22 protein-coding genes and 1 pseudogene are annotated in these 20,890 nt (G+C 70.9%); 11 read left to right on the top strand and 12 right to left on the bottom strand.

What is annotated here, in order from left to right; translation table 11 throughout:
* Positions 1-27 precede the first annotated feature (27 nt).
* The 4 genes from mqnE (at position 28) to D581_RS0134215 (ending at position 4,071) form a co-directional block, all read left to right on the top strand.
* A complete protein-coding gene (mqnE, locus tag D581_RS0134200) occupies positions 28-1,191 on the top strand; it encodes an aminofutalosine synthase MqnE (RefSeq protein WP_018961622.1) in 1,164 nt (387 codons plus the stop codon).
* A gap of 115 nt (positions 1,192-1,306) precedes the next feature.
* Positions 1,307-1,828, top strand: a complete 522-nt coding sequence (locus D581_RS0134205; protein WP_018961623.1) for a GNAT family N-acetyltransferase — start codon at positions 1,307-1,309, stop codon at positions 1,826-1,828.
* Positions 1,829-1,953: 125 nt separating this feature from the next.
* A complete protein-coding gene (locus D581_RS0134210; protein WP_018961624.1) occupies positions 1,954-2,247 on the top strand; it encodes a DUF4229 domain-containing protein in 294 nt (97 codons plus the stop codon).
* A gap of 453 nt (positions 2,248-2,700) precedes the next feature.
* On the top strand, positions 2,701-4,071 hold the full coding sequence (locus tag D581_RS0134215; protein ID WP_018961625.1) for a dicarboxylate/amino acid:cation symporter: 1,371 nt from the start codon (positions 2,701-2,703) through the stop codon (positions 4,069-4,071).
* A gap of 100 nt (positions 4,072-4,171) precedes the next feature.
* On the opposite strand, the pseudogene D581_RS1000000138770 reads toward D581_RS0134215, so the two are convergent.
* Positions 4,172-5,445, bottom strand: a pseudogene (locus D581_RS1000000138770) (alpha/beta hydrolase family protein).
* 200 nt (positions 5,446-5,645) lie between these two features.
* Here D581_RS1000000138770 and D581_RS0134225 point away from each other — a divergent pair.
* Positions 5,646-6,290: a TetR/AcrR family transcriptional regulator gene (locus D581_RS0134225; RefSeq protein WP_026291160.1), complete on the top strand. Its 645-nt coding sequence runs from the start codon at positions 5,646-5,648 to the stop codon at positions 6,288-6,290.
* On the opposite strand, the gene D581_RS0134230 is transcribed toward D581_RS0134225, so the two are convergent.
* Positions 6,287-7,183 carry a MaoC/PaaZ C-terminal domain-containing protein gene (locus tag D581_RS0134230; protein ID WP_018961629.1) on the bottom strand — a complete coding sequence of 299 codons (897 nt, stop codon included), beginning with the start codon at positions 7,181-7,183 and terminating at the stop codon, positions 6,287-6,289. The two genes, D581_RS0134225 and D581_RS0134230, sit on opposite strands and share 4 nt — an antisense overlap.
* 5 nt (positions 7,184-7,188) lie before the next feature.
* Positions 7,189-8,523 carry a 3-oxoacyl-ACP reductase gene (locus D581_RS0134235; protein ID WP_018961630.1) on the bottom strand — a complete coding sequence of 445 codons (1,335 nt, stop codon included), beginning with the start codon at positions 8,521-8,523 and terminating at the stop codon, positions 7,189-7,191.
* Between the two features lie 100 nt (positions 8,524-8,623).
* On the opposite strand from D581_RS0134235, the gene D581_RS0134240 reads away from it, so the two are divergent.
* Both D581_RS0134240 and D581_RS0134245 read left to right on the top strand, forming a co-directional pair.
* Positions 8,624-9,919, top strand: coding sequence for an acetyl-CoA C-acetyltransferase (locus D581_RS0134240; protein ID WP_018961631.1), 1,296 nt, complete (start codon positions 8,624-8,626; stop codon positions 9,917-9,919).
* A 95-nt stretch (positions 9,920-10,014) separates the two neighbouring features.
* Entirely contained in the window at positions 10,015-11,949 is a 1,935-nt protein-coding gene (locus D581_RS0134245) for an AMP-dependent synthetase/ligase (protein ID WP_018961632.1), read from the top strand.
* Positions 11,950-12,004: 55 nt separating this feature from the next.
* On the opposite strand, the gene D581_RS1000000140360 is transcribed toward D581_RS0134245, so the two are convergent.
* The 4 genes from D581_RS1000000140360 to D581_RS0134265 all read right to left on the bottom strand — a co-directional run bounded on the left by D581_RS1000000140360 (position 12,005) and on the right by D581_RS0134265 (position 15,276).
* Positions 12,005-12,355, bottom strand: coding sequence for a type II toxin-antitoxin system Phd/YefM family antitoxin (locus D581_RS1000000140360; RefSeq protein ID WP_486585912.1), 351 nt, complete (start codon positions 12,353-12,355; stop codon positions 12,005-12,007).
* Positions 12,356-12,538: 183 nt separating this feature from the next.
* Complete coding sequence (locus D581_RS0134255; protein ID WP_018961634.1) at positions 12,539-13,903, bottom strand: MFS transporter; 1,365 nt, start codon at positions 13,901-13,903, stop codon at positions 12,539-12,541.
* A 374-nt stretch (positions 13,904-14,277) separates the two neighbouring features.
* Complete coding sequence (locus D581_RS0134260; RefSeq protein ID WP_018961635.1) at positions 14,278-14,799, bottom strand: hypothetical protein; 522 nt, start codon at positions 14,797-14,799, stop codon at positions 14,278-14,280.
* A 54-nt stretch (positions 14,800-14,853) separates the two neighbouring features.
* Positions 14,854-15,276 carry an ATP-binding protein gene (locus D581_RS0134265; protein WP_018961636.1) on the bottom strand — a complete coding sequence of 141 codons (423 nt, stop codon included), beginning with the start codon at positions 15,274-15,276 and terminating at the stop codon, positions 14,854-14,856.
* Between the two features lie 195 nt (positions 15,277-15,471).
* On the opposite strand from D581_RS0134265, the gene D581_RS0134270 reads away from it, so the two are divergent.
* Both D581_RS0134270 and D581_RS0134275 read left to right on the top strand, forming a co-directional pair.
* Entirely contained in the window at positions 15,472-16,326 is an 855-nt protein-coding gene (locus D581_RS0134270; protein ID WP_018961637.1) for a Scr1 family TA system antitoxin-like transcriptional regulator, read from the top strand.
* On the top strand, positions 16,323-16,547 hold the full coding sequence (locus D581_RS0134275; RefSeq protein WP_018961638.1) for a DUF397 domain-containing protein: 225 nt from the start codon (positions 16,323-16,325) through the stop codon (positions 16,545-16,547). The genes D581_RS0134270 and D581_RS0134275 overlap by 4 nt, the downstream gene beginning before the upstream one ends.
* A gap of 28 nt (positions 16,548-16,575) precedes the next feature.
* Here D581_RS0134275 and D581_RS0134280 read toward each other — a convergent pair whose 3' ends face one another.
* Genes D581_RS0134280 through D581_RS01000000138125 form a run of 4 tightly spaced genes read right to left on the bottom strand, consistent with a single transcriptional unit; the run spans position 16,576 to position 18,638 of the window.
* Complete coding sequence (locus D581_RS0134280; RefSeq protein WP_018961639.1) at positions 16,576-16,878, bottom strand: DUF6087 family protein; 303 nt, start codon at positions 16,876-16,878, stop codon at positions 16,576-16,578.
* 56 nt (positions 16,879-16,934) lie between these two features.
* Complete coding sequence (locus D581_RS0134285; RefSeq protein ID WP_018961640.1) at positions 16,935-17,798, bottom strand: Scr1 family TA system antitoxin-like transcriptional regulator; 864 nt, start codon at positions 17,796-17,798, stop codon at positions 16,935-16,937.
* Between the two features lie 10 nt (positions 17,799-17,808).
* A complete protein-coding gene (locus D581_RS0134290) occupies positions 17,809-18,327 on the bottom strand; it encodes a DUF6879 family protein (protein WP_032753513.1) in 519 nt (172 codons plus the stop codon).
* Positions 18,327-18,638, bottom strand: coding sequence for a hypothetical protein (locus tag D581_RS01000000138125; RefSeq protein WP_018961642.1), 312 nt, complete (start codon positions 18,636-18,638; stop codon positions 18,327-18,329). Before D581_RS01000000138125 ends, D581_RS0134290 begins: the two co-directional genes overlap by 1 nt.
* Positions 18,639-18,871: 233 nt before the next feature.
* Here D581_RS01000000138125 and D581_RS0134300 point away from each other — a divergent pair, with 233 nt between their 5' ends.
* Together D581_RS0134300 and D581_RS0134305 are read left to right on the top strand one after the other, a co-directional pair.
* Positions 18,872-19,408: a CYTH domain-containing protein gene (locus D581_RS0134300; protein WP_018961643.1), complete on the top strand. Its 537-nt coding sequence runs from the start codon at positions 18,872-18,874 to the stop codon at positions 19,406-19,408.
* Between the two features lie 61 nt (positions 19,409-19,469).
* On the top strand, positions 19,470-20,576 hold the full coding sequence (locus tag D581_RS0134305) for a radical SAM protein (RefSeq protein WP_018961644.1): 1,107 nt from the start codon (positions 19,470-19,472) through the stop codon (positions 20,574-20,576).
* 34 nt (positions 20,577-20,610) lie between these two features.
* Here the strand turns inward: D581_RS0134305 and D581_RS0134310 are convergent.
* Positions 20,611-20,890, bottom strand: a 280-nt coding sequence (locus D581_RS0134310; RefSeq protein WP_486585881.1) for a hypothetical protein, incomplete at its 5' end; no start/stop codon positions are given.

A 20,890-nucleotide genomic window follows, 5' to 3' on the forward strand; every position in this document is an offset into this window, starting at 1 on the left:
ATACACGGAGATATGGGAGGCGCCCTAGTGGACGCGGGACTCAAGCGCGAGCTGGAGGAGAAGGTCCGGGCCGGCGAGCGGCTGACCCGCGAGGACGGGATCGCCCTCTACGCGTCCGACGACCTGGCGTGGCTCGGCGGGCTGGCGCACGAGGTGCGCACGCGCAAGAACGGCGACGTGGTGCACTTCAACGTCAACCGGCACCTCAACATGACCAACGTGTGCACCGCCTCGTGCGCGTACTGCTCGTTCCAGCGCAAGCCGGGCGAGAAGGACGCGTACACGATGCGCATCGAGGAGGCCGTCCGCCTCGCCAAGGCGATGGAGGGCGAGAACCTCACCGAGCTGCACATCGTCAACGGACTCCACCCGACGCTGCCGTGGCGCTACTACCCGCGCTCGCTCAGCGCGCTGAAGGAAGCCCTCCCGGACGTCGCGCTGAAGGCGTTCACGGCGACGGAGATCCACCACTTCGAGACGATCTCCGGCCTCTCGGCCTCCGAGATCCTCGACGAGCTGATCGAGGCCGGTCTCGAATCGCTGACCGGCGGCGGCGCGGAGATCTTCGACTGGGAGGTCCGCCAGCACATCGTCGACCACCGCACCCACTGGGAGGACTGGTCGCGCATCCACCGCCTCGCGCACGAGAAGGGGCTCAAGACCCCCGCGACGATGCTGTACGGGCACATCGAGGAGCCCCGTCACCGCGTCGACCACGTGCTGCGGCTGCGGGAGATGCAGGACGAGACCGGCGGCTTCCAGGTCTTCATCCCGCTGCGCTACCAGCACGACTTCGTGGACATGAAGGACGGCAAGGTCCGCAACAAGCTCCAGGCGCGCACCACGATGGCGACCGGCGCCGAGGCGCTGAAGACCTTCGCGGTCTCCCGGCTGCTCTTCGACAACGTGCCGCACGTCAAGGTGTTCTGGGTGATGCACGGTGTGCAGACCGCCCAGCTCGCGCTGCAGCACGGCGCGGACGACATGGACGGCTCGGTCGTCGAGTACAAGATCACGCACGACGCCGACGACTTCGGCACGCCGAACAAGCTCGGCCGCGAGGATCTGCTGGACCTGATCCGCGACGCCGGTTTCCGGCCGGTCGAGCGGAACACGCGGTACGAGATCCTGCGCGAGTATCCGGGTCCCGAGGCGGACCGCCGCGAGTCGCCGCAGCCGATGCGCGTCTGACGCCCGGCCTGTCCTACCCCGAAGCGCGAGAAGCCCCGGCCGCCGTCCCGGCCGGGGCTTTCTCGCGTTTCGGACAGGGTTGAGCCCTGCAGGCTGTAATGGTTACTCTGCCTCTATGGCGCTTACTTTCGAGTTGGACCCCTCGTTCACCCCCGCCCTGCGCGACGGCGTCACCGCCCTCTGGGCCGATGTCAGCAACGCGGGCGGAGCCGTCGGTTTCGTTCCGCCCGTCACGGCCGAGGAGATCCGGCCCGAGTTGCTGAAGCACCTGGTCGCCATCGAGGAGGGCCGTACCCGGCTGGTGGTCGGCCGGGACGAGGACGGGGCCGTCGCCGCCACCGCCTTCCTCGCCCTCAACGGCCACCGGCTGATGAAGCACTGGCTGTGGCTCTACACCGTCATGGTCCACCCCCGCCACCAGGGCAAGGGGTACGGCCGCGACCTCATGGCCGCCGCCGCCGACGCCGCCCGCTCCGTCGAGGGCGTCGAGGCGATCCGCCTCACCTGCCGGGGCGGCACCGGCGCCGACCGCTTCTACGCCGCCTGCGGATACAAGGAGGTCGGCCGGGTGCCGGACGCGATCCGGGTCGCCCCCGACGACGACCGCGACGACATCGTCATGCTGCTCCGGCTGTGAGGCCCGGGGCGCGGGTCGCGCCCGTCGCCGGGCCCGGCAACCCCCTGAACCGAGAGAATTCGGGCCATGCTTCACTGGACGGGCAGAAGCGTGTCGAGAGTCCATGGGAAGAGAGAGGGCCAGCCGTGTCCGCTGCCAAGCCGAGCGCGTTGATCCGTTACACGGCGTTGCGCCTGCTGATCTTCGTCGGCTGCTTCCTCGCCGCCGGTGTAGCCGTCCACTTCGGGCTGGTGCCCGCAGGGCTCGGGGGCTCCAACGCCATCTGGGTGATCCTCCTCGGCCTGCTCCTCTCCGCCCCGCTCAGCTACGTGCTGCTGCGCAAGCAGCGCGACGAGATGTCCGAGCAGATCGTCTCCACCGTCGACCGCACCAAGGCGCGCCTCGACGCCAACCGCACCCGCGAGGACGCGGTCCAGTAGCCCCCGTGACGCCTGTAGGTGCCACGTAAGCTTCCTCACACGCGCACGCCGCGCGCACCCTTCTCCGCCGGACCCCGGGCGGGAGCCAACAGGCTCCAGCACCGGGGTCCGCGGCGTTCTCCGCTGTTCCGTGCCGCTTTCCAGCCATTCCCGCCCGGCGGACCTCCACCCGGAAGCCAAAGAAAGGCTTTGAGGTTCCCAAAGTTCAAGTGTTAACGTATTCGACGTGAAGACAGCTGTGCGCCTCCGCCATGCCGCGAGCATCCCGCTCGTGGCGCGCCTGCATGTCGATCTCTGCCGCTGTATGTCCGCGGTCTGTTGCCGCGAGGTCTGATACGGCATCATGCAGCGGCGCCGCTCCCGACGCGGGCGCCGCGACCCCGTCCCCGTTCCACCGCACGACCGCACGGTTGCCTCCGTGCGTCCCGATGCGTCCCCAGTTGGAGTGTGTCCGTGTCCGCGAACCCCGCGTCCGCCGCCCCCGAGGCCGAGCAGCCCACCGGCTCCGGCCCCGGTTTCCGTATACCCAGGGTCCCGTTCTGGGCCCAGATCGTCGCCGGTCTGGTCCTCGGCGTGCTGCTCGGCTGGCTCGCCCGCAGCCAGGACCTCGGCTGGCTCGTCACCACCCTCGACGAGATCGGCTCGCTCTTCGTTCAGCTGCTGAAGCTGGCCGTCGCCCCGCTGGTCTTCTTCGCGATCCTCGTGTCGATCACCAACCTGCGCCAGGTCAACAACGCCGCCCGGCTCGCGACCCGCACCCTCCTCTGGTTCATGATCACCTCGCTGATCGCGGTCGCCATCGGCCTCGCGATCGGTCTGGTCACCAACCCGGGCTCCGGCACCGGCCTCACGCCGAAGGACGGCGCGCTCTCCGAGACCAAGGGCAGCTGGATCGACTTTCTGACCGGCATCGTCCCGGACAACGTGATCACGCCGTTCACCGAGCTGAACGTGCTCCAGATCGTGTTCATGGCCGCCGTCGCCGGTATCGCCGCCCTCAAGCTCGGCGACAAGGCCCAGCCGATCCTCACCCTCAGCCAGTCGATCCTGGAACTGCTCCAGAAGGCCCTGTGGTGGGTCATCCGCCTCGCACCGCTCGGCACCGTCGGCCTCATCGGCTACGCCATCGCCGACTACGGCTGGGACCTCATCGGCAAGTACGCGACCTTCACCGCCGACGTCTACATCGGCTGCGCCCTGGTGATGTTCGGCGTCTACCCGCTGCTCCTGGCCACCGTCGCCAAGGTCAGCCCGCTCCAGTTCTTCAAGGGCGCCTGGCCCGCGATCCAGCTCGCCTTCGTCTCCCGCTCCTCGGTCGGCACCATGCCGGTCACCCAGCGGGTCACCGAGCGCCTCGGCGTCCCGAAGGAGTACGCCTCCTTCGCCGTGCCGTTCGGCGCGACCACGAAGATGGACGGCTGCGCCGCGATCTACCCGGCGCTGGCGGCGATCTTCATCGCGCAGATCTTCGACGTGCAGCTGGGCATCGGCGACTACCTCCTGATCGCCTTCGTCTCGGTGATCGGCTCGGCGGCCACCGCCGGTCTCACCGGCGCGACGGTCATGCTGACCCTCACCCTGTCCACGCTGGGCCTCCCGCTGGAGGGCGTCGGCCTGCTGATGGCCATCGACCCGATCCTGGACATGATGCGCACCGCCACCAACGTGGCGGGCCAAGCGCTGATCCCGGTGATCGTCTCGGCCCGGGAGAAGATCCTCGACCACGACGCGTACAACTCGGCCTCGCCCTCCCCGCTCGACGCCTTCGGTCAGGACGACGTCCGCGAGGCCGAGCAGAAGGTGACCCTGCCGGCCCCCGCCTGACCACGCGGGCGGCACGCGCCCCGCACGACGACCGCGCCCCCGGCCCACGTACGCGTACGTGGACCGGGGGCGCGGCCCTGTCCCAGGGCCTCGCGCGCGGTCAGGGGCGCTGGAAGAGGACCTCGGGGTCGGCCGGGGTCGGGCCGTTCAGCAGCCGGGCCGGCCGGCCGCGCAGGCTCCGGTCGAAGAAGGCCGTCACATAGCTCCGGGTGATCGTGGTCGAGCGCGCGGCGGAGAGCGGCGCGTCCGGGTCCTCGATGCCGAGCTGCTCACCGATCTCGGGGATGTCCGTGAAGGTGAAGTGCCCGGAGTCCCGCACCGTCAGCCACCGCTTGAAGCCGTCCAGCCGGTCCCAGGCGTCGTCCCACGACGTGTCGCCGCCGGGGCCGTGCCCGGGGTCGGTGCCCAGCATCATGAACGGCCGCCCGTCCAGCCCCCGGGCGGGCGCCGGGTCGAAGAACGTGCCGTCCATGTTGACCCCCGCGTCCACCCGCCGGTCGGTGGCCATCGTGGAGGAGGCCGCGTTGCCCCCGATGGAGTGGCCCGCCATGCCCACCCGGCGCGGGTCGATCGTCCGGGCGTGCCGCCACGCCGGGTCCGGGCCGGTCAGCCGGTCCAGCAGGAACGAGAAGTCGTCGGCCCGCCCGGCGGAGACGTCGGCCAGGACCTCCCGCCGCGCGGCCTGGTCGGGTTGCGCGTCCACCTTGTCGCAGGCCGCACAGGTGAGGACCCGCCCGTCGGGCAGTTGCGTACCGGTCGACTCGTACGGGTGGTCCGCGGTCGCCACGACGTAACCAGGTCCGCGGTCGCCACGACGTAACCCCGGCTCGCCAGCTCCTCCGCGAGCCCGGTCAGCGTGGCCCGGGGCGTGCCGAAGCCGGGGGAGAGCAGGACCAGCGGGAAGCGTCCCGAGGCCGGCCGGGCCGCCGTACGGGCATGGGCGCCGATGCCGCTGACCCGCTCGGGCGGCACGACGTCGTCGAGACCGCGCTGCGCGAGCATCAGCCGCGCCTCTTCGTCCGTCATGTACGGGGCCGGGTCGCCGCCGGTGCCTGGGCGGGCCGGGTAGTTCAGCGACACCAGCAACTGGCGCGGCCCGGCGGCCGGTACCCATGGGTCGGTGCGCGCGTGGTCGGTCAGGAGCAGGGTGTCGCGGCCGGTGGCGTACCGGCCGGTGGGCGGGGGGAGCGTCGGCGGGGGCGGCGCGGCCAGGTCGCCGGGGCCGGCAGAGGCGGGGGCGGGGGCTAAGGCGGTGGCCGGCGTCGGGCCGGACGCCGAGGCGGGCGAGGCGGTGGCCAGCGCGGCCAGAGCGGCCAGGGCGAGCGCCGCGGCGGCGGCGACCCCGACCGGCCTGTTGTGAAGGGAGATCGTCATGTCCGCAACGCTAGGCGGCGGCTCGGACAACCCGCATCGGACGCCGGGTGGACCCACTGTCGGACCAGGGGATGACGCCTCTCCCCCGCGGTCGTACCCCGGCCGTCCCCGCCACCGGTGATCGCTCGCCACGACGCAGGGCCGCGCGCCGCCGTACCCTGGGGCGGGAGCAGGGCAGTGGGGGCGGGGAGGATCCGGACGTGGGTGCAGTGAAGAGCAAACGGATGCCGCGCGCCGTGCGCGAGCAGCAGATGATGGACGCCGCCGTGCGGACCTTCGGCCGGCACGGCTACCGGGCCGCCTCGATGGACGAGATCGCGGAGCTGGCGGGCGTGTCCAAGCCGTTGGTCTACCTCTACCTGAATTCCAAGGAGGAGCTGTTCTCCGCCTGCATCCGCCGCGAGGCGAACGCCCTGCTGGAGGCGGTGCGGGCCGGAGTGGAGCCGGGGCTGCCCGCCGACGGCCAACTGTGGGCGGGGCTGCGGGCGTTCTTCTCCCACACCGCCGAGAACCCTGACGGCTGGTCGGTCCTGCACCGTCAGGCGCGCTCGCACGGGGAGCCGTTCGTCAGTGAACTCGGCTCCATGCGGGACGAGATCGTCGCGTTCGTGACGGGTCTGATCGGGGCCGCCGCCCGCGAGGCGCACAGCGACCCCGCACTCGCGGACCGGGACGTGGCGGGGCTCGCGCAGGCGCTGGTGGGTGCCGCGGAGTCGCTGGCGGGCTGGGCCAACGACACCCCGGACGTCTCGGCGAAGGAGGCCGCGGCGACCCTCATGAACTTCGCATGGGCGGGCCTGGGCAACCTTATGCAGGCCCGGCCCTGGACCCCTCCGGCCGCCTAGGGAGCCGTCGGGATCACCGATCCCACGAGGTGCGCGGGCCCGTGGGGGCCGCGCAGTTCGAAGGCTTTCCCGGCGGCGTCGGCCGCGTACGTCACGGTGGCGGGCAGCAGGACGGGGGCCTTGAACTCGGCCCGTACGGAACGGATTCCGGCCGGGTCACCGGCCTCGGCCAGGCAGCGGGCGACCGTCCACATGCCGTGCGCGATGGCCCGGGGGAAGCCGAACAGCCGGGCGGTCAGCGGGTGCAGATGGATCGGGTTGCGGTCTCCGGAGACGGCTCCGTACCGCCGCCCCAGATTGCCGGGCAGCCGCCACTCGGCGCGGGCGGGCAGGGCATCGGCGGCCGGTGGGACGGCGGTGACGGAGCCTTGCACGGCTGTCGCCCGGCCCGGGGCCCCGCCCGGTATCGCGCGGCCCTCCGGCGCGTTGCCCGGCGGCGCCTGCCGGTGGCGGGACAGATAGCCGCTGCGCGACTCCCAGACCATCTCCCCGCCCACCCGGGCCTCGGTCGTCATCGTGACCTCAGTGCCCCGCCGATGTGGCCTCAACCCCTCTGCGTAGACGGTTAGTTCGAGCGACTCGGCAGGCGCCACGGCCCGGTGCGGGGTGATCTCGATCCAGGTGTGGACGAGCCCGAGCACCGGCAGCGGGTAGGCGCGCCCGGTCATCAGCCGCATGGTCAGCGGGAAGGCCAGCACATGCGGGTACGTGAGCGGCAGCGCCCCGGATTCGGGGAACCCGCAGATCCTCCCGTACGCGGCGAGGGGCCCGGGCGCGACGGGCGCGGCCGGGCGGGTGAGGCGGCCGGGGGGCAGGGTGGCGTCCGGGCGTCCGGCGCGCTTGAAGGGGGAGGTGAGGGCCCCGCGCGCGAGCGAGGCGGTGAGGGAGGTCATCGGGCTCACGCCCCCAGCAGGCTCTGGCCACAGACGCGCAGCACCTGGCCGTTGACGGCGCCGGAGGCGGGGTGGGCGAACCAGGCGACGGCCTCCGCGACATCGGCCGGGAGCCCGCCCTGGGAGAGGGAGTTCATCCGGCGGCCCGCCTGGCGGATGAGGAACGGCACGGCGGCGGTCATCCGCGTCTCGATGAAGCCGGGGGCGACCGCGTTGACGGTGACGCCGTGTTCGGCGGCGGCGCGCGGGCCGAGCGAGCGGACGAGGCCGATGACGCCCGCCTTGCCGGCCGCGTAGTTGGTCTGGCCGTCGTTGCCCGTGATGCCCGCGATGGAGGCGGTGGCGACGATCCGGCCGCCCCGGTTCATGGTGCCCGATCCCAGGAGTTCGTCGGTGGTGCGGAGCACGCTGTCGAGGTTGACCTCGATGACCTGGGCCCAGCGTTCGGCCGGCATGTTGGCCAGGCGGCGGTCGCGGGTGATGCCCGCGTTGTGGACGAGGACGTCGAGCCCGTCCGGTGCGGCGGCGGCGATGCGGGCCGCGGCGTCGGGGGCGGTGATGTCCAGCGGCAGCGCGGTGGCCCCGAGCCGGTCGGCCGTGCGCACCAGGTCGTCCTGGGCCCCGGGGACGTCCAGCGCGATCACGTGCGCCCCGTCGCGGGCCAGCACCGAGGCGGTGGACGCGCCGATGCCCCGGGCCGCGCCGGTTACCAGGGCGGTGCGGCCGGCGAGCGGGGCCGACCGGTCGGGCGTGGAGCCGGGGGAGGCGGCGGGGGCGGCGGCGGTCAGCTCGATCACCTGGCCGCTGACATACGCGGAGCGGGGGGAGAGGAGGAAGCACAGGGTGGACTCGGCGGCATCCGGCGTCGCGTCGGACGGGAGCCGCACGAGCTGGACCGTGGAGCCCCGCCCGACCTCCTTGCCCAGCGACCGGACGAAACCCTCCAACGCCTGCTGGGCAGCGGCCTGATGGTGGTCCTCTACGGTCGGCGGCGTGCCGATGACGACGATCCGGCCACCGGGAGCCAGCGACCGTACGACGGGATGGAGGGCGGCGTGCACCTCGGCGAGTCCCCGGGCGGAGGCGACCCCCGTGGCGTCCAGGACGATCCCGGCGGGCCGCGTCGGCCGCTCCTCGATGGTGAGCCCGGTCGTGGCCAGCACCTTCGCCAGTCCGTCCCGGATCGCCGAGGTCCCGGCGGTCAGGTGCAGCAGCGGCCCGTCCAGCCGAGGGGTCTCCAGGGTCCAGCGGCGCAGCGGGGCGGGCTGCGGCAGGCCGAGCCGCCGGGTGAGGAAGCGGCCGGGTGCTGTGCCGGTGAGGTGCAGATAGCGATCGGCCATTGTCCTGACTCCCTGCTCGGTCGTAGATTTACTCTTGAGTAAGGTTACTTAAGAGTCAGGAGCTGGTCGAGATGCACCGTCCCGGACCGACCGAGACGAGATGGTCACGGTGACGAGCCCGCGCCCGTCGATTCCCCTCGCCCTGCCGCAGCCGCGCCGCGTGGCGGTCATCGGCGGCAGCCGCACCCCCTTCGCCCGCTCGGACGGCCCGTACGCGACCGCCTCCAACCAGGACCTGCTGACGGCCGCGCTCGACGGCCTCGTGGAGCGCCACGGCCTGGCCGGGGACCGGGTCGGGGCGTTCGTCGCGGGCGCGGTCCTCAAGCACAGCCGCGACTTCAACCTGGCGAGGGAGACGGTCCTCGGCTCCGCGCTCGACCCGCGCACCCCGGCGTACGACCTCCAGCAGGCTTGCGGCACGGGCCTCCAGGCGGTGATCGCCGCCGCGAACACCATCGCGCTCGGGTCCGCCGACTCGGCGATCGCGGGCGGCTCCGACACCACCAGCGACGCCCCGCTCGGCGTCAACGACGAACTGCGCCGCATCCTGCTCGCCGCCCGCCGCGCGAAGACGACGCCCGCCCGGCTCAGGGCGCTGGCCGCCGTCCGCCCCCGCCACCTCGTCCCGGACATCCCGCGCAACGCCGAACCCCGTACCGGCCTGTCGATGGGCGAGCACGCCGCCGTCACCGCGCGCCGCTGGCAGGTGAGCCGCCAGGACCAGGACCTGCTGGCCGCCACCAGCCACCAGCGCCTGGCTGCCGCGTACGAACGAGACTTCCTCGACGACCTGGTGGTCCCCTACCGGGGCCTGGACCGTGACCAGAACCTGCGCCCGGGATCGACGGTCGAGAAACTGGCGCGACTGAAGCCGGTGTTCGGGACCTCCGGCCCCAACCCCACCATGACGGCGGGCAATTCGACGCCGCTGACGGACGGTGCGGCGACGGTCCTGCTGGCGACGGAGGAGTGGGCGCGGGAGCGGGGTCTGGAGCCGCTCGCCTATCTCTCCCTGTACGAGACGGCGGCCGTGGACTACGTGGACGGCGACGACGGCCTCCTCATGGCCCCGGCGTACGCGGTGCCGCGTCTGCTGGAGCGGGCCGGTCTCGGCATCGAGGACTTCGACCTGTACGAGATCCACGAGGCCTTCGCCTCCCAGGTGCTGGCCACCCTCGCCGCCTGGGAGAAGCAGGGCCTGGCCCCGGTGGGCCGGGCCCGGCTGAACGTGGCCGGGTCCTCCCTGGCCACCGGCCACCCCTTCGCCGCGACGGGCGCCCGGATCGTCGCCACCCTCGCCAAGCTCCTCGCGGAACGGGACGCGCCGGGCCGGGGCCTGATCTCGGTCTGCGCGGCGGGCGGCCAGGGGGTGACGGCCATCCTCGAACGCCCCTGACCCGCTCGCCTCTTGCCGCATCACTGCCGGACGGACGACCCGGCGAACCGCCCCGGCCCACCGACCCGCCCGACCCCCGAACCGAGGAGCCGCACGTGTCAACGCCACCCTCCGCCGCCACAACCGCAACCGCAACGGCCGCCGCAGCCAAGCCCGTTCTGGTCGAGCCGACGAAGAAGCGAGGCCCCGACGGGCGGGTCCGGGAGGTCTCCGTACCCAAGTTCGCACCGGCCGTGGAGCGCGGCTCGCTGGCCGAGATCCCGTTCGACAACGCCCGACAGGCCCCGTCGGACCCGGTGCTCAGCCGCAAGGACGCCGGGGGCGTGTGGCGGGACGTGTCGGCCGCCGAGTTCGCCGCCGAGGTGCTGGCGGTGGCCAAGGGCCTGATGGCGGAAGGCCTGCGGGCGGGGGACCGGGTCGCGATCATGGCCCGGACGACGTACGAGTGGACGCTGCTGGACTTCGCGTCCTGGGCGGCCGGCCTGGTGACGGTCCCCATCTACCCGACCTCCTCCGCGTTCCAGGCCCGCTGGATCCTCCAGGACTCGGGCGCGGTGGCGTGCGCGGTGGAGACGAAGGAGCAGGGCCGCCTGATCAGCCAGGAGCGCAAGCAGCTCGGCGGCCTGGCGCACCTGTGGCAGTTCGACACGGGGGCGATCAGCCGGCTCAAGTCCCTCGGCCAAAACATCCCGGACGCGGCGGTCACGGCCCGCCGGGCTGCCCTGGAACCGGACACCCCCGCCACCCTGATCTACACCTCGGGCACCACGGGCCGCCCGAAGGGCTGCGTCCTGACCCACGGCAACTTCTTCGCCGAGGTCGACAACGCGATCGAACTCCTTCACCCGGTCTTCAAATCGGTCTCGAAGGACCCGGCCTCCACCCTCCTCTTCCTCCCCCTCTCGCACGTCTTCGGCCGCATGGTGGCGATCGGCTGCATGCGGGCCAGGGTGCGCCTGGGCCACGCCCCGTCCATCCGGACGGAGGACCTTCTCGCCGACCTGGCGGGCTTCCGCGCGACCTTCCTCCTCGCCATCCCGTACGTCCTGGAGAAGGTCTACAACACCGGCCGGGCGACGGCCGAGAAGATGGGCCGGGCCTCCTCGTTCGACCGGGCGGCCCGCATGGCCCAGCGCTACGGCAAGGCGGTCGAGGCCGCCGAACACGGCACGGGCCCCGGCCCGGGCCTCGGCCTGCGCGCCGCCCGCGCCCTGTACGACCCGCTGGTCTACCGCCGTATCCGGGCGGCGCTCGGCGGGAGGGTGCGGTACGTGATCTGCGGCGGCTCCCCGCTCGGCCGCCGGCTCGCCGCGTTCTACGAGGGCGCGGGCATCGGCGTCTTCGAGGGCTACGGACTCACCGAGACCACGGCCGCCCACACGGTGACCCCGCCCCTCAAACCCCGCCTGGGCACGGTCGGTTGGCCCCTGCCCGGAACGTCGGTACGCATCGCGGAGGACGGCGAGGTGCTGCTGCGGGGCGACCAGGTCTTCCGGGGCTACTGGGACGGCGAACGGGCGGAGGTGACCCCGGCGCTCCTGCCGGACGGCTGGTTCCCCACGGGCGACCTGGGTGCACTGGACGACGACGGCTACCTGACGATCACCGGCCGCAAGAAGGACGTCATCATCACGTCGGGCGGCAAGAACGTCACCCCGGCCCCGCTGGAGGACTGGCTGCGCGCCCACCCCCTGGTCAGCCAGTGCATGGTCGTCGGCGACAACCGCTCGTTCATCACCGCCCTGCTCACCCTGGAGCCGGACGGCCTCCAGCACTGGCGCCGGATGACCAAGAAGGAGGACATCCCGCTGCGGGACCTGGTCCACGACGAGGACCTGCGCACGTCGCTCCAGAAGGCGGTCGACGAGGCCAACCGCCTGGTCTCCCGCGCGGAGTCGATCCGCAAGTTCACGGTCCTGCCGGTGGACTTCACGGAGGAGAAGGGCCACCTGACGCCGTCGCTGAAGCTGAAGCGGGACGCGATCGCGCGGGACTTCGCGGGGGAGATCGAGGCGTTGTACCGGAAGTGAGGGGGCGGGGGCGGGGGCCGGGCTTACCGCGAGCACCGGTTTAGGAGAGCGGTGCTCAACTGTCCGTGCGGGGCCCGTCCCCGCCCCGCCCGCGCCGGGCACGGGCGTCGCCTGGAGGCGGGACGGGGCGCTGGTGTCGGCGACGGCGACCAGGTTCACGACCCCATCCCTTTGAGCGTGCGGTCGATCTCCTGTCGGTGAGATCAGGTAGGCCCAGGTCGGGCAGGCGCAGGGTGCCCATGGGGTCGGTCGGGTAAGGAGGGACGTCCTCGTCACTGATGGGCACGACGCGCGCGACGGCGGTGCCGTTCCTGGTGACGGTGATGGTCTCGCCGCGTGCTGCCGCAGCGAGGATCTGTGAGGACCTCTGGTTGAAATCGCTGGCCGTGATCTCCATGTCATGCATGGTGCTACGTATCGCTCGGGTACTTGCGCGCTCCTGTGATCTCGAACGAGCAGTCCCCGTCGAGTGGGCCTGACGGGGCCGCACGACGGACCTTCGCGTCCTGCGGCCCAGCCCAGCCCGGCCCCACCCCGCCGGGCCGCGTCGCCCCGAACTCCGGGACGGCGCGACCCGGCCGGGTTCAGCTCACCCGGCCTGCTCCCGCAGGTCGGCCCCGGCCGCCGGAGCGGGCAGGGGCGCGGGCATGCGCCAGGCCACGACCGCACCCGTCACGAGCCCCACGCCCGCGAGCAGCGTCGCCACCACGAACGGGTCGAAGGAGTGCAGGGTGGGCGCGAAGCCGACCCCGACGCAGACCGCCACCCCGGCCGCGCCGCCCAGCTGGTCGGCGGCGCGCTGCACGCCCGAGGCGATTCCGGCGTCGTCCTCGGTGACGCCGGTGACCGCCACGTACTGGAGTCCGACGATGCCGAACCCCATGCCGGCCGAGATCAGCAGCATGGCCGGGACCAGTGCCGCCCCGCCCGCGGAGGAGACCGAGACCAGCGCGATCGCGGCCATCGCCGCCGCCGTGAACCCCATGCCGGCGAGCACGCACGCGCGAGCGCCCCAGCGGCCCAGCAGACGGGGCACCAGCATGGAGAACACGATCAGCGAGACCGCGAGAGGCAGCATCGTCAGCCCCGCGCCCAGCGGACCCACGCCCAGCCGGTCCTGAAGATAGAACGTGAACAGCAGGAACGACGTCGACAGGGCCCCGCTCAGCAGCATCGTGGCCAGGTTGGCCGCGACCCGGGTGCGGTGGGCGAAGAAGCACAGCGGCACCAGCGGGTTGCGCGAGCGGGCCTCGACCCGTACGAACCCGATCCCGGCCGCCACCGCCCCGGCCAGCGCCGCCGGGACCACCCACGGGGACGTTCCGGGCTCACCGGCCTCGACCACGCCGAACGTGAACAGCAGCGGGCAGGCGGTCAGCAGCAGCGCGCCGGGAAGGTCCAGCGCCCGCCGGTCCTCGGCCACCGGTCGGTCGCCGCCGACCAGGAAGACGGCCGCCAGCAGGACGACCAGGATGAACGGGACCGAGATCAGGAAGATCCACCGCCACCCCAGGTGAGCGGTGATGACGCCGGACAACACGAACCCGAGCACGAGCCCGCAACTGGCCACCGCCGCCCACACGGACAGGGCCCGCGACCGGCGCGGCCCCTCGGGGAACATCAGGATGATGGTGGCCATCGCGGCCGGCAGCGCGACGGCCTCCCCGGCGCCCTGCAACAGGCGCATGACCACCAGCAGACCGAACGTGGGGGCCAGGCCCGCCAGCAGCGACGCGACGCCGAACAGGCCGGTGCCCAGCACCAGCACGCGCCGGCGCCCGAGCAGGTCGCCCAGCCGGCCGCCGAGCATCAGCATCCCGCCACCGGTGACCGTGTAGCCGACCACGACCCAGGTGAGGGAGTGCCCGTCGACGCCGAAGTCGGCGCCGATCGAGGGCAGGGCGATGTTGACCACGGTCACGTCGACCGCGATGAAGAACTGCAGCATGGACATCGCGCACAGCACCAGCCATGCGCGCACGGGGGACGGGAACGGGCTGCGCCCGCGTGAGGACCCGCGTGAAGAGAGGATGCCTGAGAACATCAGGTGCTCCGTAGCTCAGAAGTGGCTCCGAGCAGCACGAAGAGGCCGCCCGGATCTGATCACGAAGCGGCTGGACGCCCTGGAAGATGTGTGAGCAGACGCCCCGCCGCTAGCGGAGGGCCTTGGTCACTGCGGCGCAAGCGGCCGCGCACGAAGCTGCAGACATGTGATCGACGGTACCAGGAGTGCGGGGTGGGCCGGGGGCCCGCCGAGGAGCGCACCCCGTGAGGCCTGCCCCTCCGCCGGAAGATGCTGGATGGAACTGCTCAGCAGCGGGCGGCCGTTCAAAATCGCAGCGCGCTGATGAGGCGTCGCGCGGTGCGGGCGTCGATCGCGCCGAGCTCCAAGGTGTTCAGGGCGTCCTCCCGTACGGAGACAGTGAGGACGCCCCCGCCTGTGGCCTGCGGGAAGGCCTGGCCCAGCATCGCCCGTACGGTGTCGTGGTCCGGTCGCTCCCCTGCCGGCCGCACCGCGCCCAGTAGCCGGGCCAGCCGTGCCGCGTCGTCGACGTGGATGGTGCCGAGGGTGATGCGGCCCTGCCGGACCCGCAGCCCGGGGAGGCCGATCCGGTGCGCCTCGCAGATCTCCCGCAGGGAACGGGCGGCTTTGAGGGTGCGCTTGGTTCCGGTGCGGATCAGGCGGGCCAACTGTCGTGCGTCGGCGTGATCGAGGGCGCCGATGCGTACGCGGCCCGGCGCTTCCGCTTCGTGCTCCTCGGCGGCCCCCACGTTCAGCCCCGCCTCGCAGAGCGCGGCGCGCAGCTCGGCTACGGGAGAGGGCGGCGCGGGCGTATACGTGTCGTTCATCCGTGGCTCCTGAGTGCTTTTCGGACGGTAGGAGAGGAAGGGGAGGGGAGGGCGTCACGCGGCGTGGGTCGGGGGTGTGGCGCGGATGTCGGCCCAGACGTCCTTGCCGTCCCGCCGCATCACGGTGCCGCACTGCGCCGCGAGCGCGGCGATCAGGAGGACCCCGCGCCCGCTCTCCTCGCTCCACTCGGGTGCGCGACGCTCGGGCGGCTGGGTGTCGGAGTCGCTGACGGTGACCCGGACGCCGTCCGGCCTGCGCCGCAGGGTGATGGTGCAGAGCGGTGATCCGGTGTGCCGCATGACGTTGGTCAGCAGCTCGTGGGCGCAGAGTGTGGCGGCGTCGCTCAGGTCGCGCAGGTCCCAGAGGTCGAGGTGCGCGCTGACGATGCGCCGCATGATCGCGAGCGTTTCGGGGCGGGCGACGAGTTCCTGGCGGTAGTCGGGCAGGTCGGGTTCGGTGGCGGGGGTGACGACCATCGGTTCCTCCAGAACGAAGTGAGTGATGCGCCCGTTGATCGACAGTTCGTGATCGGTCGGGTGCTGTCGGTCACGGGGAAAATGGTGCCGCGTGAAGCATCGCTTAGGCAAGTATTCCTCCGTGACTTCATTCGGGAGGGTGCAAATTTCCGAAGTGTGTTGTGCCTGCGGGAGCTTGGCCTCCAAGATGGCGCCATGGCTCAGAGCGACATGCCCACGATGCGGAGCCGCCGACTCGGCGGTGAACTGCGACAGCTCCGACTGAACGCCGGTCTCAAGGTCCTGGACGCGGCAGAGGCCCTGGAGTGCGGGCAGCCGAAGATCAGCCAGATCGAGAACGGCAAGCGAGGCATCCGCCCGCTCGACCTGACGACCCTCCTCAATCTCTACGGAGTGAAGGATGGACGGCAGCGAGCCAGCCTGAAGCGGCTGGCGAAGGAGATTCACAAGGTCGACTGGTGGAGCGGGCAGGGGCCCTTCCTCCACGACGTCCTGAAGGACTACCTGATGCTGGAGGCGGACTCGCAAGCGGTCCGCACGTTCGAACCGATGGTCATTCCGGGGCTGCTCCAGACCGAGGCGTACATGCGCCACTTGTACGAGGTCGCATCACCGGCTGACCAGGTGGAGTCCCTTGTCGAGACCCGCATGAAACGCAAGGAACTGCTCGGCGACAGGCTCGGCTTCAGGCTCCGAGCCGTGATCGACGCCCCCGCACTGCACCGCGTCGGCGGTGGGCCGGACCTGATTGCCGGGCAGTTGGCCCACCTGCTGGAAGCTGGTTCGTCGTCGAATGTCAGCATTCAGGTGTTGCCGCTGAATTCCGCCCTGCCGATGGAGCAGTACGCCCCGTTCACCGTCTTCGGACTGCAGGCCGATCCGCCGGTGGAAGTGGTGTGGTTGGAGCACATCACCGGTGGTACGTTGCTGGAGCAGCGGCCCGATGTGCAGGCGTACATCAAGGCGTGGGACGAACTGACCGCTGCCGCTCTGTCACCCACCGCATCCCGGCAGTACATTCGCGACCTCATCGAGGACACCAGATCATGATCGAGGAATCGGCTCCCCGAGTTTCGGAGACCGAGCTTGAACGTGCACGCTGGCACAAGAGCACGTACAGCGGGTCGAACAACGGTTGCGTCGAACATGCCGTTCTGGCCTCCGGTCGCCACGCAGTCCGCGACACGAAGGACCGCGCCCTCGGCGCGCACACTTTCACCCCCGCCCAGTGGCAGGCCTTCGTCGCCGCCGTGCAGAACGGCTCCCTTTAAAGAGGGACGCGGGCCGAGGCACCCCCGATCATTCACCCGGCCGGGGCTTACGGTGCCTGCCCCGGCCGGCCCTCAGTGGCTGGGGTCGTGGGGCTGCCACGGTCGGCGGTTCTGCTGCACGCGGGTGCAGGAGGCGCTGGGCCTCGGCGAGGTTGGCCGCAGTCCCGTGCGGCTCCCAGGCGTACCCGTTCCACCGCTGAATGGCGCGGGGCGCGTCCGGGTTGAGGTGGGAGCCCTTGGGGCCATCGCCGGTCACGAGCGGCACGGCCCGAAGCCGGCCGATCTTCGCGTCCCGCCGTTCCGCCCAGTCCGACAGCGGCTCTTCGTTCATCGTGCTTCCTCGCGCTCCGGGAGGCTCTGGTTTCAGCAGGGTAGTGCGGCCCTGTCTCAGTGATAGTCGGGGTGGTCGAGCGCGTTGAGCGCGGCCGTGATCAATCTGCGGGCACCCGCACCATGCACGGCGCATTCCGCCAGTTCGGAGAAGGCCGCAGCGTAGGAAGTCACCTCGCTCGGAGCCGTAACGGTCAGGTAGCCCGAAACCAGTTCGACGTTGACCTGTGCGGTGTCGTAGATCCAGAAGCCTTCCACCGGCCAGCGCTCCCGGTCCGGCGTGGACGGGACGATGCCGATGCTCACGTTGGGCAGTGAACCAGCGGCGATCAGTGCCGCCAATTGGTCGGACATGACCTGCGTTCCGCCCACACCCGCCCGCAGCACGGATTCCTCCACCAGGAAGGCGAAGCGGCGGTTGCCCTGGTGCAGTACGCGCCGACGATCCATACGCGCGTCCACGGCCTCCGCGACGTCGTCCACGAGACCGCGCCTTCGTTGGACGGCTTCGAGGACCGCCGTGGTGTAGGAGCGCGTTTGGAGAAGGCCGGGTACGAGCCAGGAGGAGTACGCGCGGAACCGTTGTGTGCGCTCGTACAGGGGGAGGCGGTTCAGCTGCGCTTGGCGGAGACCTGAGCGCTCCATGCGCCGCCACTCGGTCCACATGCCTTCCGCGGCTCGGAGCGAAGCGATCAGGTCACCCGCTCTGTCCCGTGCTCCGCACGCACCGCACCACGCCGTGACGTCCTCGGCCGTCGGCGCGGTACGGGCGTTCTCGATGCGGGAGGACTTCGACGGGTGCCAGCCGCATCGACGCGCGAGCTCGCTGCCGGTCAGGCCCGCCTCGCGCCGGAGTTCGGCGAGGCGGTTCGCAAGCTCCTGCCGGGCTTGTTGGGCGCGGGAGTATGGGGAGAGGGGCATGCGTCCATACTCAAGCGGGCCGGTATTTCTCGTGCGGTATCGCTCGCAGCCATGCGGCGTCGTAAGCGTGGGCGTACCGCTCTGCCGCCTGGGCGTCGTCGCAGATCTCCATCCCCGGGCCCGCCCACTGCCCCTCGCCGCTGAAGTGGTGCAGGATCAGCAGGCGGTCGTCCATGACCCAGCCGTCCAAGGCCGGGAGCAGGAGGTCGCGAGCGGCGGACCGGTGCAGCCAGCGCACATCCTCACCTGCCGCGACGTTGGTGAACGTTCCGTCGTACTCGTACCGCGTGTAGTCGCTGAGGGGTTCGGAAACGACCCGCAGCCGACGCATCACCACACCGCGTGCGGTGGCGGCGGCCACCACGTCGAGCCAGGGGCGCCACCAGGAAGCCCGATCGGAGGGGTCGTCGCGGTGGCCCTGTTGCCAGCGGACGAAGTTCGGGTCGTCCCGCATGTAACTGTCGCGCATTTCCAGATGCTTGGCCGTTTGGCGCGCCTTGGCCAGCGCCTCGCGTACCGCTGTTGCCACTACTTCCCCTCGCTGAACGTGTCCGCCGTGAAAGTGTCGTCGGCGTCTGGCGGGGACGGCGTGACAACTGATGCGTTCTCGGTGCGGGGAATGAACTGCAGCATGTTGGCGGGCAGTCGGATGACCGCTTCGTGGCCCGGTACGTCGGTGGAGTGCCCGGGAATCGAACCGACTTCCTGCGCTGCACGAACAGTCTCCTCGTCCGCCTTCCAGGACTGGATGATCAGGTCGCCGGTCGACTCCTCCAACCAGATGGTGGGAGAACCGTCGTCGGGAGTATTGGGCCAGATCCCGAGGAATGGTAAAGCCATGCTGTGCTCCTTCGAGGGGTGTTCGGCTTGTTCGGCTCGGTGTGACTGAGCGTCGTTTGTTGGCCCTTGCTGGGTCAAGCGAGTCATTGGCGGTTCACCACCGGCCGGTGAAGCCGGCTGCAATCCCGTGCAATCCAGTGGTCAACACTCCCCGCATCCGTCTAGCTTCAACTCCGGCCGGGTCGGAAATGCCGGTGCAGTGAGCCCTGTTTCAGCAGATCAGCGGGAGAGCCGTGCCGGTCGTCGAGTACGAAGCGAAGTATCTGGAGGTCGACCCTGCCGCCATGGCGGCGCGGATCGCCGCCGCCGGCGGTGAGCACAGAGGGGGCCGGCTCATGCGCCGGTATGTCTACGACACCGTGCCCCCGATGGATGGGCGATGGGTGCGGCTTCGCGACGACGGGACAGTTACGACCCTGTGCGTCAAGGAGGTCACCTCCGACGCAATCGACGGGACGAGCGAGACCGAGACCGCAGTCGGGGACTTCGAGACCGCTCACGCGCTGCTGGGACGCATGGGCATCCAACACCGCTCGTACCAGGAGAACCACCGGGACTCCTGGGCCCTGGCCGGGGTAAGGCTGGAGATCGACTCATGGCCGCTCATCCCCTCGTACCTGGAGATCGAGGGCGATACGGCGGAGGGCGTCCAGGTTGCCGCGGCACGGCTCTCCATTGATATGTCGGAGTTGACGAGCGAGAACACGACCAAGGTCTTCGCCCGGTACGGAATCGACTTGGAAGGCATCTCTGACCTGCGGTTCTCCTAGGAGCGATGGGCGCACACAAGAGGTGACCGGCTCAGAACCGGTCCGTCGTGGAGGTGGTTCGATGAAGCAGGATGACGTTCCCGTCCCGGTGACCGTGGTGGCGGACAGCACCTTGAGAGTCAAAGTCATCGACGCGCGCGGCCTCGCGTGCACCTTCTGCCACAACGAGGGCACTCCTGTCGCCTCGGACAACCGGCTGCGTTCGGCGGCCGAGTTCACGGGCAAGCCTGGTCGAACCGGCCGGGTGTCTCTCTACCTCTCCACGAACGGCGCGAGTTTCCTGCCCGAGACGATCAAGGCCGACCCGGACTTCGCTCTTGCTCTGGCGGCCATGCGGGGAAGCCTGGCCATGGACGAGGTTCATCTGACCGGCGGCGAGCCCACCCTGCACCCGGATCTTCCTGGACTGGTCAGGATCGCTCGTCGACTGGGGCTGCGGGTGGGCGTCACCTCCAACGGGGAGAACGGCGCGGACGTGCTGCCCGCGTGTGCGTCGGAGGGCCTGGACCGGATCAACCTCAGCGTGTTCGGTACCACCCCTCAAGAACTGGCCGCTGTCCAGGCGAAGCGGCTCAACTCCGTGAACCTGGCTCAGCGGAAGCTCGATGCCCTGCGCTCAACCGTCGAGGTCGCAGTGCGGTGTGGGGTGAAGGTGTCCGCCAACGTCGTGATCCCGGACAGCACCCATGTCGAACGGGTGCTGCGCATCGTGGAGGACTTCGGGAGGGATGTGGTCGTGCGGATGCTGGTATCGCTTGAGGACGGCGGCCGGTCCCTCGCCGCTATGCAGGAAGTGGTGGACCACTTGGGCGCCGTTCCCGAGAGGCGCGTCATCACTGCGGGTGCTTCCGATCAGCGCACTCGTTACCGACCCCCCGATGGGCAGGAGCTGTACGCGAAGAGCATCCGGCGGGTGCGGCTTCCCGGTACCTGTGCCGACTGTCGCTTCAACAACGACCGTGACTGCCATGAGGGGTACTACGGGGTCCGTCTCTACCGGGCCGCGGTCGGTCCGTTCATGGTGGGCGTATGCATTCAGCGCATGGACCTCTGCGTTTCGCTCGGAAGCTTCGTCATGAGCCGGCTCTGCCGTGAGGTCACCACTTTCCGTGAACAGGAGATGGCGCGCCTCACCGCGCTCTCCGCCACTCCCGGCCCGGTCCTGTAGGAACGCCGCATGGTGCTGATGCTCCTATTGGCTGTCAAGCGCCGGTGAGCCAGTCGCGGTAGGTGTTGGCGAGGTGGTCGTCACGGCGGATTCCTCGTTCGAGGGTGGAGATCGTGGCGGGCCAGACGCCGAAGTGGCGGGCCGCTGTGGTGAGGGTGATGTTCTTCGACTGTCGCAGGGGGCGCAGGTCGGCGATGTCTGGGATGGTGACCGTGGTGGTCAGGCAGCGGAACATCTCCCGGGCGATGGCCCGTTTCAGCAGCCGGATGGTCTCCTTCTTGGTGCGGCCGGCGGCAGTCTGCCGTGCCACGTAG

This window comes from Streptomyces sp. CNB091 (assembly GCF_000377965.1).